Here is a 12,077-nt window from a genome sequence, read left to right on the forward strand (position 1 = left end):
GCTGGTGTCACGCGGCGCGTCCCGTGGTCGGTGAAAACCCGAGAAACGACCCGGAACTACGAATCTCGCGCTTCCCGAAGTCGCTCCCGGACCGCCTCGCGCTCGACGGTCCCCGAGGTGGTCCGTGGCAGTTCGTCTGCGAACGCGACCGTCCGCGGGCACTTGTAGCCCGCCAGTCGCTCCCGACAGTGGGCGTCGAGAGCTTCGACCGAGAGCGTCGCGTCGTCCTCCGTGACCACCAGCGCGCTCACGCGCTCGCCCCACTCGTCGTCGGCCAACCCGACGACCGCGGCGTCCCGAACCGCGGGATGCTCGCGCAGGGCCTCGACCACCTCGCCGGGGTGGACGTTCTCCCCCCCGGTGACGATGCGGTCCTCGCGGCGGTTCAGCACCCAGACGCGCCCCGCCTCGTCGCGGTAGCCCACGTCGCCGGTGTGAAGTCCGTACTCGCCGAAGGTCTCGTTCGTCGCCGCCGGGTCGCCGTAGTAGCCCCGCATCACGGTCGGCCCGGAGACGACGAGTTCGCCGGTCTCGCCCGCCGGGAGCGGGATTTCGTTTCCGCCTTCACCGTCCGCCTCGTCATCCCTGCTCTCCTCGTCCCTCTCGTCTCCCTCGTCCCCCTCGCCGACGACGGTCACGTCGGTCCACAGCAGGGGTCGCCCGACGGTCCCGCGATGGGCGAACGCCTCGCGGGGCCGGGCGGTGGCGATTTGGGAGGCCGTCTCGGTCATGCCGTAGGTCGGGTGGACCGGCACGCCGCGGGCCTCGCACCGCGAAATCAGTTCCTCGGAGGCCGGCGCACCCCCGAGCAGGACGAACCGCAGCGAGTTGCTCAGCGAGTCGCGCGCGTCGAGCATCCGCCGGAGCATCGTCGGCACGAGCGAGACGCCCGTGACGCCGAACTCCGCCGTCGCGTCCGCGGCGTTCCCGGCGTCGAAGCCCTCCTGCAAGACGACCGTGGTCCCGTAGAGCGCCGACCGGAGGACGACCGACAGCCCGCCCATGTGGTACATCGACAGGCAGAGGAGCCAGTTGTCGTCGGGGGTCACGCCGAGCCGGAACGCCGAGGCGACCGCGCTCGACAGGAAGTTGCTCATCGACAGCTCGACGGCCTTCGGGTCGCCCGTCGTGCCGGAGGTGAACAGCATCGCCTGCGGGTCCGCGCGGGACCACGCCGCCGGGTCGAAGTCGGTCGGTTCGCGCTCCCGGAGCGCCGCCACGCCGTCCGCGTCCAGCGAATCGACCGACGCGACCGGGAGCCCCGCCGTGGACGCCGCGGAGTCCGCGACGGCCACCGCGTCGGCCTCCGTCTCGCGCTCGCAGACCAGCAGGTTCAGGTCGGCGGTCTCGGCCTGCCGGACCAACTCGGGTCCGGTCAGTCTGGCGTTCAGCGGGACCAGCACCGCGCCGAGGCGCATCGCGGCGTGGACCAGTCGGACGAACGCGACCCGCGTCTCCATCAGGACGCCGAGGTGGTCGCCCGCCCGAACGCCGAGGTCGGCGAGTCGGCCCGCGGTCTCTTCGACCGCCGCGTCCAGTTCTGCGTAGCTCCACCGAGTTCCGTCGGCCGCTTCCACGAGCGCCGTCGCCTCGGACGAGGTCCGGGCGCGCTCGGCCAACCAGTCGCGGGTCGTCTCCGCCGTTTCGGGGGGTCGTCGTTCTCGTTCGTCAGTCATGGTGTCCCCACGTGTCCGCGGTGCCGTTGCCCTCGCCCTGCGGGACGACCGCCCGGCCGTCCGCGACCGGCGCGATGTCCGGGCCGAGGTCCGATTCGAGCAGCTTCCGAGTGGCGAGTCCGCAGGCCGTCACGTCCGGTATCGCGGCCGCGACGTGGACCGCGGCGGTCCGGGCCACTGCCCCGTCGATGGTCGTCGTCACGACCGGTTCGATTCCTTCCTCGCGGGCGCGCGAGGCGAGCGCGCTCGCCTCGCGCGGACCGCCGAGCGCCATCGGTTTCAGGATTACCGCGTCGGGATTCGCGTCGAGCGCGTCCTCGAAACCGACCTCGGCGAGCGTCTCGTCCAGCGCGACCGGTCCGGCGAGCGACGCGAGGCCCGCGAGGTCGGTCGCGGGCAGGGGTTGCTCGACGTAGGCGAGGCGGTCGCCGACCGCATCGAGGAACTGCTGGGCCTGCTCGCGGGTCCACGCCGCGTTCGCGTCGGCCCGGAGTTCGACCTCCGGGAGCGCGTCGGCCACCGCCTCGATTCGCTCCACGTCGGCGGACAACTGGCGCGCGCCGACCTTGACTTTGAGGCAGTCGAAGCCGGCGGCGGCGGCGCGCTCGGCTTCGGCGACGGTCGCCTCCGCGGGCGCGTCGCCGACCGTCGCGTTGACCGGGACGCTCTTGGCGGGGTTCTCCGCGCCGAAGTAGCGGTAGAGGGGCACGCGCTGGCGCGAGGCGCGCAGGTCCGCGAGCGCGAGGTCGAGCGCGTGGCGCGCGGCGGGGGTCGAGTCGAGATCCGCGAGGAGGTCGTCGGGGTCGGCCCCGGCGTCGATTTCCTCGCTCGCGGTTTCACCGCTCGTATTCGAGGCGCGAAGCACCTCGCTAACCTCCGCGAGGGCCGACTCGCACTCGTCGTAGTGTTCGGTCCAGCCCGGAAGCGGCGTGGCCTCGCCGACGCCGACCGACCCGTCGTCGGCCTCCAGTCTGAGGAGGAGTCCGTCCCGGCGCTCGACGGTGCCCCGCGCGGTTTCGAGGGGGTCGGCCAGCGGGAGCGAGAAGGGGCGGATGTCGGCTCTCATATCACGAGACCCAGTGCGAACAGCACCGAGTGGGCCGCGAGCAGTTTCCCGGTCCGTTCGAGCGCGGGGTTGAGCGCCGCGCCGGAGGTGTCGGTCAGCATCGTCCGCGCGATGGCGGCCGCGTAGGGAATCGTCGCCAGCGGCAAGAGGACCGCCGGAGAGTAGCCCCGCGCGAGCCAGAACCAGACGGGCACGACGTACGACAGCGCCAGTAGGCCGACGAACTCGGCCCGACTCGCGGTGTAGCCGACGAGGACCGCCAGCGTCTTCTTGCCCGCCTCGCGGTCGGTTTCGAGGTCCCGGACGTTGTTCACGACGAGGATGTTCGTTGAGATGGCCGCGACGGGAAGGCTGGCGACGAACGCCGCGAGCGTGACGGTTCCCTCCGGGATTCCCGTCGGGAAGGCTCCGGCCGCCGCGCTGGCGGCCTGTACGTAGAAGGTGCCCATCACGGCGACGACGCCGAAGAAGACGAAGACGAACAGGTCGCCGAGACCGTGCGAGCCGAGCGGGTAGGGACCCCCGGCGTAGGCGACGCCGGAGACGACGCTGGCGAGCCCGATGACGAGGATTGGGAGACCGCCGACGTACACCAGATAGACGCCGACGAGTATCGCCAGCGCGAACGTGGCGTACATCGCGCGCTTGACCGACTCGGGGGCGATGAGGCCCGACTGCGTGACGCGGGTGAATCCCTCGCGCTCGTCGGTGTCGACGCCCTTCACGGCGTCGTAGTAGTCGTTGGCGAAGTTGGTGCCGATCTGGATGAGTGCCGCGCCGACGAAGGCCGCCAGCGCCGGGAGCGCGGCGAAGACGCCCTCGTGGACGGCGAGACCGACGCCGACGATGACGGGGGCGGCGGCCGCCGGGAGCGTGTGAGGCCGAGCGGCCATCAGCCACGCCTCGCGGCGGGAGTGTTCGGTAGCCGTGTCGCTCATTGTCGGGAGTTACGGCGAGCGGACAATAGCGTCTGCGGTTTCGGCAGAGCCGACGCTGGCGGAAGTCGGTGTCTGAGAGAACCGTTCTTCGCTCGTATCTACTCCTTGTCACCAGAAGCACTTAAACGGAGAGCGGGACGGCGCGAGCGAGACGCCCGGTCGTCCTGCCGGCGCTTCAGTCGTCGCCAGTCGCCCTGAACTCGCGAGCCGCCTCGCGCAGTTCGTCGGAGATGCCCGGCACTTCGTCGGGCGACACGTCGCCCTCGGCGTCGATTTCCTCGACGGACTTGGGGAACTCCCGGAGCGAGTAATGGATGTCGATGCCCGCGTTCGCGCCCTCGCCCATCGCCACCGGAATCTGGTTGTGGCCCGGCGTCAGGTCGCCGACCGCGTAGACGCCCTCGACGCTGGTCTCGCCCGCGTCGCCGACCGCGACGGTACCGTCGTCGTTGCGCTCGCACCCCAGTTGGTCCACGAGTTCCGCGTTGTAGTTCGACCCGTACATCGGGAAGCCGCCACGGTACTCGCGGAACTGCCCGTCCTCGAACTCGAAGCCTTCGAGCCAGCCGTCGTCGCCCTTCTCCATTCCGGTGACGTCCTCCGAGACGATTTCGACGGGGTGGGCACGCAACTGGCGGTCGGTCTCGTCGCTCCACTGCGGGTCGTCGCCCCGCAACAACAGGTCAACCTCGTCGGTGAAGTTGAGCATGATCATGGCGACGTGGGCGGCCGACTCGCCGGTTCCCATCACGAAGACGGGCTCGTCCACGAACATGTAGGCGTCGCAGTGGAGACACCAGTGGAGACCCCGGCCGGTCGGCGGGAGCGGCGGGTCTGGTCGCACGTCGTTGAATCCGGTCGCCAGCACGACTCTCTCCGCCGTCAGTTCGGCCTCGTCGGTCGAGAGCCGGAACCGACCGTCCCCCGACTGTTCGACCGACTCCACGTAGTCCCGAACGTAGTCCGCGCCGTAGCGCTGAATCTGCTCGCGCGCGGTCCGGAGCAGTTCCTTCCCCGACACGTCTTCGGTGATGCCGACGACGTTGTGCGTCTCGGTCATCATCGCGGCTCGGCCGCCGCCGCGGTTGACGACCACGGTGTCGTGGCTCAGTCGCGTCGTGTAGAGCGCGGCCGTGAGTCCCGCGGGTCCGCCGCCGATTACGGCGACCTCGTACTCCCGAGTCTCGTCGGTCATGGAGTACGAGTTGGACCGTGACGGCCTTAAGCGGGCGGGCGGCGGCGAGTCCGGGCGGTTCACCGCGACGGTGGATACCCTCAGTCGGACGCTTCGTCGGCCGCCGACCGAGGCTCGACTTCGATTTGCCCGCCGCCCGAGACGGTGACTTCGTGGTCGTGGTACGCGAACGACACCTCGACACTGCCCCGACCGGAGTCCCGACCGCGGAACAGCCCGTCGAGGGCGTCCGGATCGACCACGCTGTACAGCGGTTCGAGAACCTCCGCGGAACTGGTCGCTTCCTTCGGCGCTATCGAGTCGGTACCGGACGCGGCGGATACGGCGGCGATAACCCCCTCGCTAAACGACTCCGACGGCGATACCTCGTAGGTGAAAATCGGCTGTTGCATTCCCTCGCTGGTCATCGCCTCTCGGTACTCCCGCCGGACGGGTCAACTCCGCCCTTACCCATGTAACCCGTTTAAGTATCGCCGTCCTCCTCTCCCGCCAGTCCGTTCTCGACGATGGTTCGGTAGCCCCTGCGCAACCGCGAGGCGAACGCCTGTCGGCTGATGCCGAGTCGGGACGCGAGCGCGTCGGAGGTCTCGCCCCGGAGTTCGAACGTCCAGCCGTTCCTGGAACCCGTGGCGGAGATGACCGTCACGTCGGTCTCGGCGATGGCGGTCATGATGCCCAGAAACTCCGGTTCCCACTCGGCCCGGAACAGTCCCCTGTCGCCCAAGTCCTCCATCAGCACCGCCGAGCGCAACTCGGGGAGGCCGTCGAGCAGGTCGCGAACGTCCGTCATGTCGGCGCTCGCGTCGGTCACCCAGAAGTACGGCATGACCGTGTCGTCGCTGGGAACCCCCCGGTCGAGTTCGAACACCGCGTCGGGGAACTCCTCGAACGCCTTCCCGAGGGGGAACCCGTCGGCGGCGAGAGTGAAGTCGGCTATCGAGGTCACGGTGTGTCCGTCCCCCGATTCGGTCCCGACTCGGTTAAAGCTACGCAGCGGTCAGTAGTGCCAGTCGAACCGGTCGAACTCCGGCTCTCGGCCCTCGACGAAGGCGTCGCGGCCTTCCTGGGCCTCGTCGGTCATGTACGCGAGCCGGGTCGCTTCCCCGGCGAAGACCTGCTGGCCGACCATCCCGTCGTCGGTCGCGTTGAAGGCGTACTTGAGCATGCGCATCGCGGTCGGACTCTTCGCGTTCATCTCCTCGGCCCACTCCAGCGCCACGTCTTCGAGTTCCTCGTGGGGCACCGCCTCGTTGACCATGCCCATGTCGGCGGCTTCCTCGGCGTCGTAGTCCTTCCCGAGGAAGAAGATTTCGCGCGCCTTCTTCTGGCCGACCTGCTTGGCGAGGTACGCCGACCCGAACCCGCCGTCGAACGACGCCACGTCGGGGTCGGTCTGCTTGAAGACGGCGTGGTCCTCGCTGGCGATGGTCATGTCGCAGACGACGTGGAGGCTGTGGCCGCCGCCGACGGCCCATCCGGGCACGACGCAGAGGACGGGTTTCGGGATGTGGCGAATCAGGCGCTGGACTTCGAGGATGTGGAGGCGGCCGCCCTCGGCGGCTTGGTCGGTCTGGCCGTCCTCGCCCCGGTACTCGTAGCCGTCCTCCCCCCGGACGGTCTGGTCGCCGCCCGAGCAGAACGCCCACCCGCCGTCCTTGGGCGACGGGCCGTTGCCCGTCAGCAGGACGCATCCGACGTCGGTCTGGCGCTTGGCGTGGTCGAGCGCGTCGTAGAGTTCGTCCACGGTCTTCGGTCGGAAGGCGTTGCGAACTTCGGGCCGGTCGAACGCGATGCGGACGGTGCCCGACTCGACCGCGCGGTGGTAGGTGATGTCGTCGAAGTCGGGACCCGCCGACTCCCACTTCTCGGGGTCGAAAATCTCGGATACCATGTGTCCGCGTCGGGGCGGCGCGCGCAAAAAGATTCCCGAACGCGCCCGGTTCCGGCGCGAGGACTCTCCCGACGCGTAGGTTTTTCTCGCCGGAGTCGGACACTCGACCATGGACGAACTCCCGACCGACGCCGCGCTCGTGCTGATAGACGTCCAGCAGGGGTTCGACCACCCCTCGTGGGGCGAGCGCAACAACCCCGACGCGGAGGCCAACGCCGCGCGACTGCTGGACGCGTGGCGGCGGACCGACCGGCCGGTCTTCCACGTCCAGCACCGCTCTACGGAGTCCGACTCGCCGCTCCGACCGGACCGTCCGGGCGTGGCGTTCAAACCCGAGGTCGCTCCGCGCGACGACGAACCGGTCGTCCACAAGTCGGTGAACAGCTGTTTCGTCGGGACCGACCTCGCCGACCGACTCCGGGAATCCGGATGCGAGACGCCGGTGTTCGCCGGACTGACGACAAACCACTGCGTCTCGACCTCGACCCGGATGGCCGACAACTTCGGGTTTTCCCCGGTCGTGGTCGCGGACGCGACCGCCGCGTTCGAGGCGGAGGGCCACGACGGTTCTCGTTACGACCCGTCGGCGGTCCACGACGTGGCGCTGGCGAATCTCCGGGGGGAGTTCGCCCCCGTGCGTCGCACGGACGCGGTCGTCGCCGCGCTCGGATAGTTCCGCGGAGCGAACTTACTTCACGCCCAACTCCGTGACGTAGCCCATGACGGACGCAAGCCAACGGGACCCCTCGGGGCGACTCGCCGACCGGACGCGGAGCCTCGAACGCTCGAAGATTCGCGTGATGTTCGGTCTCGCCGAGGAGGCGCGACGCGAGTCCGACCGAGAACTGGTCCGCCTCGAAGTCGGCGAACCCGACTTCGGCACGCCCGACCACGTCATCGACGCCGCGGCCGAGGCCGCCCGCGAGGGCGCGACGAGCTACACCGAGAACGCCGGCATCCCGCCGCTCCGCGAGGCGATTTCCGAGACGATGGCGCGCGAGAGCGGCGTCGAGTACGCTCCCGAGCAGGTCACGGTGAAGTCGGGCGCGATGGAGGCCCTCTCGCTCTCGATGATGGCGCTCGCCGGGCCGGGCGACGAGGTGGTCGTGCCCACGCCCGCGTGGCCCAACTACGTGAATCAGGTCCAATTGGCCGGGGCGACCCCGGTGACGGTCCCGCTGTCGGCCGAGTCGGGCTTCGACCTCGACCCCGAGCGCGTCGCGGCGGAAATCGGCGACGAGACCGCCGCCGTGATTCTGACGAGTCCCTCGAACCCGACCGGCCGCGTCTACGACGAGGACGCCGTCGCGGAGGTCGTCGAAGTCGCGGCGGCCCACGACGCCTACGTCGTCGCCGACGAGGTGTACGGTCGCCTGACCTACGACCGGGACTTCCGTGGCGTCGCGTCCTACGTCGATACTCCCGAGAACGTCATCACCGTCGATTCCTGCTCGAAGACCTACGCGATGACGGGGTGGCGGTTGGGCTGGTTGGCGGGTCCCCAGTCGGTCGTGGACGCCGTGACCAGCATCGGCGAGAGCACGACCGCCTGCCCGTCGAGCGTGAGCCAGCAGGCCGCGCTCGCGGCGCTGACCGGCCCGCAGGAACCGGTCGACGAGATGAAAGCCGCCTTCGAAGAGCGGCGGGACTTCGTGGTCGAGCGCGTCGCCGAGATGCCGACCGTCTCCTGTCCCCGGCCGGAAGGTGCGTTCTACGCGTTCCTCGACGTGAGCGACCTGCCGGGCGGGAGCTTCGAGGTCGCCAAGCGACTCCTCTCGGAGCGGGGCGTCGTCACCGCGCCCGGCGACGGGTTCGGCGACGCCGGAGAGGGGTATCTCCGAATCAGCTTCGCCAACGGTCTCGACCGCATCGAGGAGGGACTGGACCGCATCGAGCGGTTCGTCCGCGACGAATCGTAGCGAGTCCTGACACTCCATCGCGTCCGAGCGCTGACCGACGAACGTACCCGATATCTTCTCTGTTATAGATGCGGATAAAACGAATTGACCGCGAGCGTCGCCGAACCTACTCACTCCAACCGCTCGGCCACGCGATCGCCGACCTCCTCGCGGAACCGGTGGCTCCGTTCGGCGTCGGTCGCGACCTCGATAACCTGCGTCCCCGCGCTCTCGACCGACGCTTCGAACGCCGACCTGAACGATTCGAGGTCCGCGACGCGCTCGAAGTCCAGTCCGTAGAGGTCGCCCGTGGGTTCGTAGTCGAGTCCGTGGGGCGTCCGGAACTGCTCGGTGAACGGCGGGTCGAACTCCTCGATGGGGAGCATGTGGAAGATGCCCCCGCCGTCGTTGTTTATCTCCACGACGGTCGCGTCCACGCCGCAGCGCGCCACCGCGAGCAGGCCGTTCATGTCGTGGTAGTACGCCAAGTCGCCGGTCACGAGGACCAGCGGGTCGTCGGTCGCGCTCCCCGCACCGAGTCCGGTGCTGGTGATGCCGTCGATGCCGCTCGCGCCCCGGTTGCCGAGGACCGTCAGGTCGGCCGCGCGCGGCCTCCCGAACCGGTCCAAGTCCCGGACCGGCATGCTGTTCGAGACCATCACGGTCGCGGGGTCGGGCGCGTCTTCGGCGACCGCCGAGAGGACGCCGCCCTCGAAGAGTCGTTCCTCGCGCGCCGACTCGACCACCCGCCAGTAGTCCTCCTCGGCGGCGGCGAAGCGCTCGCGCCACGAAGCGGTCTCAGGCGACTCGCCTCCGGACTCGTCGCTCCCCGACCCCTCGCTTCCCGACGAATCGAGTCCCGACGCGATTCGCCGAGCGAATCGCGTCGGGTCGGCCGCCAGCAGGTCGGTCGCGGTGAACGTCGCCTCGCGCCACCCGCCTGCGGGGTCCACGAGGAACTGCCGGGCGTCGCTGGCCTCCAAGTACCGCCGGAGGACCTTCGAGGTCGGGGAGGCACCGAACCTGACTACGAGGTCGGGGTCGGGCCACGACTCGCCGACCGATTCGAGGTAGCCGTCGTATCCGCCCAAAACCGGCGTTTCGCCGGCGTGTCCGAACCGGTGGCCCGAGAGCGGGTCGGCCAGAATCGGGAACCCGGTCGCCGCCGCGAAGTCGGCCAGCGCCTCGCGCTCGGGACTCGGCGCGTCCGCGGGACCGGCGACCAGCAGGCCGCGGTCCGCGCTCTCGACGGCTTCCCGAACCGCCTCCATCTCGCTCTCGGCCAACTCGGGGCGACCCTGCGCGGTCCGGACGAAGGGCCGCCGACTTCCGTCGCTCTCGGTCCGGCCCGCCGCGCCGAGCGGCGCTTCGTCGGCCAAACTCTCGGGCACGTCGCCGGGCACCTCGACCGGTTCGAGCGGCTTGCGGAACGGGACGTTGAGGTGGACCGGTCCCGGCGGCGTCCCGGTCGATTCGGACAGCGCGCGGGCCGCGGTGGTCCGGAGCGACCGGAGCTTTCGGCCCTCGGGTTCCGGCTCCGGCAGGTCGGCGTACCACCGCACCGAGTCGCCGTAGAGCTTCTGTTGGTCGATGGTCTGGTTCGCGCCCGAGTCCCGGAGTTCCGGGGGTCTGTCGGCCGTGAGGACCAGCATCGGCACGCGGGACTGACTGGCCTCGATGACCGCGGGGTGAAAGTTCGCCGCCGCCGTGCCGGAGGTGCAGACCAGCGGCGTCGGCTTCCCGGTGCGCTTGGCCCGCCCCAAGGCGAAGAACGCGGCGGAGCGCTCGTCCAAGTGGGAGAACACTCGGATTTCCGGATGCTCGGCGAAGGCGACCGTCAGCGGCGTCGAGCGACTGCCGGGCGCGATACAGACCGCTTCGACCCCCGCGGCGTCCAGTTCCTCGACGAGGGTCCGCGCCCAGAGGGTGTTGCGGTTCGGGGCGGGAGAATCACTCATCTTCCAGTTCGTCCAGAATCGGCCGGTACTTCAGTTGCACTTCCTCGTACTCCTCGTCGGGGTCGCTGTCGGCGATGATGCCGTTGCCGGCGAACAGCGTCGCCGTGGTACCGTCCGTGACCGCCGAGCGGAGGCCGACCGCGAAGGTGCCGTCGCCCTCGGCGTCGAACCAGCCGACGGGCGCGGCGTACCACCCGCGGTCGAAGCTCTCGGTCTCGCGGATGGTCCGGAGCGCCGTCTCGGGCGGGAGACCGCCGACCGCGGGAGTCGGATGCAGGGCCTCCACGATGGAGAGGACGTGGCCGTCGTCGCTCAGGTCGGCCTCGATGGGCGTCCAGAGATGCTGGATGGTCGCCAGCTTCCGGACGCGGCGGTCGGCTACCCGGACCTCGCCCGAGACCGGCGAGAGCTGGTCGCGGATGGTCTCGACGACCAGCTCGTGTTCGTGGGCCATCTTCTCGCTCTCCTCGATACTGGCTTCGAGTTCCGCGTCCTCCTCGGGGGTGTCGCCGCGGCCGACCGACCCCGCGAGGGCGTCGGTCTCGACGGTCCGGCCGCGCAGGGTGGCGAGCCGTTCGGGGGTCGCGCCGAAGAATGCGCCGTGCGTCGTCGGTTCGAAGCAGAACCGGAAGCAGTCGGGGTACGACTCGCCGAGGCGCGCGAGCGCGTCGGGAATCGAGATTTCGCCGGCCAACTCGACGGCGAGAGCCTGCGCGAGCGTGACCTTCCGGAGGTCGCCCGCCTCGATGCGGGAGACGGCGGCGCTGACCTGCTCGGCCCACTCCTCGCGGGTCGTGGTTGACGTGGTCGAGCGGACGCCCGGCGGACCGCCGTTCCGGAGGTCGGTCCCGGTCGCTCGCTCTCGGGCGTCGGTCAGCGCCTCGCGGACCTCGGCGAGTTCGCGCTCGACCGCCTCGAGCGAGGCGTCGCGCGCGGAGACGGTCAGCCACGTCTCGCCGTTCGCGCGAGTCAACTGGGTTCGCGGCAGGACGAACTCGCCGCCGCCGAACCCCTGCCACGGCGGGGCCGGGTCGTGGTCCGCGTGGAACGCGAACCCGCCGAAGAGTCGCGGGCGGGCTGCCTCGGGACCGTCGTAGTTCAAGTCCGAGAGGAGGTCGTCCGCGGCCTCGCGGACCGTCTCGAAGCGGTCGGCACCCTCGGCCGCGATTCGGGCCGCGGTGCCGCCGCCGGCGAACTCCGGACCGTAAGGGCTGGTCCAGTAGATTCTCGGCGCGTCCCGCCCGGCGAGGAACGGTCGGGGGTCGCAGTCGGGTAGCTCTACTGCCCGGCTCACGAGGGCGGAGCCGATCGGTTCGGCCGACACCTGTCCGTCGCGGGGCGGAGACTCCATTCAGTCGAACTGAGGATTGGGGAGCCTTTAGTCTAACTGAATTACTCGTGGCGCTCTGCGGACGCGAGGGCGAACTGTCCGGGGATTCTTCACCGGCGTACGCA

General features: G+C 70.0%; 11 protein-coding genes. 2 read left to right on the forward strand and 9 right to left on the reverse strand.

Annotated elements, in window-relative coordinates; translation table 11 throughout:
• Window positions 1-56: 56 nt before the first annotated feature.
• The 7 genes from menE to M0R88_RS15220 all read right to left on the reverse strand — a co-directional run bounded on the left by menE (window position 57) and on the right by M0R88_RS15220 (window position 6,766).
• Window positions 57-1,676 (reverse strand): o-succinylbenzoate--CoA ligase, encoded by a 1,620-nt coding sequence (menE, locus tag M0R88_RS15190; protein WP_248654340.1) that lies wholly within the window; start codon window positions 1,674-1,676, stop codon window positions 57-59.
• On the reverse strand, window positions 1,669-2,742 hold the full coding sequence (gene menC, locus M0R88_RS15195) for an o-succinylbenzoate synthase (RefSeq protein WP_248654341.1): 1,074 nt from the start codon (window positions 2,740-2,742) through the stop codon (window positions 1,669-1,671). The genes menE and menC overlap by 8 nt, the downstream gene beginning before the upstream one ends.
• Window positions 2,739-3,680 carry a 1,4-dihydroxy-2-naphthoate polyprenyltransferase gene (locus M0R88_RS15200; RefSeq protein ID WP_248654342.1) on the reverse strand — a complete coding sequence of 314 codons (942 nt, stop codon included), beginning with the start codon at window positions 3,678-3,680 and terminating at the stop codon, window positions 2,739-2,741. The genes menC and M0R88_RS15200 overlap by 4 nt, the downstream gene beginning before the upstream one ends.
• Window positions 3,681-3,855: 175 nt before the next feature.
• Window positions 3,856-4,875, reverse strand: a complete 1,020-nt coding sequence (locus M0R88_RS15205; protein ID WP_248654343.1) for an NAD(P)/FAD-dependent oxidoreductase — start codon at window positions 4,873-4,875, stop codon at window positions 3,856-3,858.
• Window positions 4,876-4,955: 80 nt separating this feature from the next.
• Window positions 4,956-5,282, reverse strand: a complete 327-nt coding sequence (locus M0R88_RS15210) for a HalOD1 output domain-containing protein (protein ID WP_248654344.1) — start codon at window positions 5,280-5,282, stop codon at window positions 4,956-4,958.
• A gap of 56 nt (window positions 5,283-5,338) precedes the next feature.
• Window positions 5,339-5,821, reverse strand: coding sequence for a bacterio-opsin activator domain-containing protein (locus M0R88_RS15215; protein WP_248654345.1), 483 nt, complete (start codon window positions 5,819-5,821; stop codon window positions 5,339-5,341).
• Window positions 5,822-5,872: 51 nt separating this feature from the next.
• Entirely contained in the window at window positions 5,873-6,766 is an 894-nt protein-coding gene (locus tag M0R88_RS15220; RefSeq protein ID WP_248654346.1) for a 1,4-dihydroxy-2-naphthoyl-CoA synthase, read from the reverse strand.
• 109 nt (window positions 6,767-6,875) lie between these two features.
• Between M0R88_RS15220 and M0R88_RS15225 the strand changes: the two genes are divergently transcribed.
• Both M0R88_RS15225 and M0R88_RS15230 read left to right on the forward strand, forming a co-directional pair.
• Window positions 6,876-7,439: a cysteine hydrolase family protein gene (locus tag M0R88_RS15225; protein WP_248654347.1), complete on the forward strand. Its 564-nt coding sequence runs from the start codon at window positions 6,876-6,878 to the stop codon at window positions 7,437-7,439.
• Window positions 7,440-7,485: 46 nt separating this feature from the next.
• Window positions 7,486-8,685, forward strand: a complete 1,200-nt coding sequence (locus M0R88_RS15230) for a pyridoxal phosphate-dependent aminotransferase (RefSeq protein ID WP_248654348.1) — start codon at window positions 7,486-7,488, stop codon at window positions 8,683-8,685.
• A gap of 110 nt (window positions 8,686-8,795) precedes the next feature.
• On the opposite strand, the gene menD is transcribed toward M0R88_RS15230, so the two are convergent.
• Window positions 8,796-10,622, reverse strand: a complete 1,827-nt coding sequence (gene menD, locus M0R88_RS15235) for a 2-succinyl-5-enolpyruvyl-6-hydroxy-3-cyclohexene-1-carboxylic-acid synthase (protein WP_248654349.1) — start codon at window positions 10,620-10,622, stop codon at window positions 8,796-8,798.
• Window positions 10,615-11,973 (reverse strand): isochorismate synthase, encoded by a 1,359-nt coding sequence (locus M0R88_RS15240; RefSeq protein ID WP_248654350.1) that lies wholly within the window; start codon window positions 11,971-11,973, stop codon window positions 10,615-10,617. Before M0R88_RS15240 ends, menD begins: the two co-directional genes overlap by 8 nt.
• Window positions 11,974-12,077 lie beyond the last annotated feature (104 nt).

Origin of the sequence: Halorussus gelatinilyticus (assembly GCF_023238445.1) — an archaeon.
Lineage (GTDB): Archaea > Halobacteriota > Halobacteria > Halobacteriales > Haladaptataceae > Halorussus > Halorussus gelatinilyticus.

What these genes read in the sequence shown, in the direction of transcription:
- menE (WP_248654340.1), bottom strand. Translation starts at nt 1,676, where the DNA reads ATGACTGACGAACGAGAACGACGACCCCCCGAAACGGCGGAGACGACC.
- menC (WP_248654341.1), bottom strand. Translation starts at nt 2,742, where the DNA reads ATGAGAGCCGACATCCGCCCCTTCTCGCTCCCGCTGGCCGACCCCCTC.
- M0R88_RS15200 (WP_248654342.1), bottom strand. Translation starts at nt 3,680, where the DNA reads ATGAGCGACACGGCTACCGAACACTCCCGCCGCGAGGCGTGGCTGATG.
- M0R88_RS15205 (WP_248654343.1), bottom strand. Translation starts at nt 4,875, where the DNA reads ATGACCGACGAGACTCGGGAGTACGAGGTCGCCGTAATCGGCGGCGGA.
- M0R88_RS15210 (WP_248654344.1), bottom strand. Translation starts at nt 5,282, where the DNA reads ATGACCAGCGAGGGAATGCAACAGCCGATTTTCACCTACGAGGTATCG.
- M0R88_RS15220 (WP_248654346.1), bottom strand. Translation starts at nt 6,766, where the DNA reads ATGGTATCCGAGATTTTCGACCCCGAGAAGTGGGAGTCGGCGGGTCCC.
- M0R88_RS15225 (WP_248654347.1), top strand. Translation starts at nt 6,876, where the DNA reads ATGGACGAACTCCCGACCGACGCCGCGCTCGTGCTGATAGACGTCCAG.
- M0R88_RS15230 (WP_248654348.1), top strand. Translation starts at nt 7,486, where the DNA reads ATGACGGACGCAAGCCAACGGGACCCCTCGGGGCGACTCGCCGACCGG.
- menD (WP_248654349.1), bottom strand. Translation starts at nt 10,622, where the DNA reads ATGAGTGATTCTCCCGCCCCGAACCGCAACACCCTCTGGGCGCGGACC.
- M0R88_RS15240 (WP_248654350.1), bottom strand. Translation starts at nt 11,973, where the DNA reads ATGGAGTCTCCGCCCCGCGACGGACAGGTGTCGGCCGAACCGATCGGC.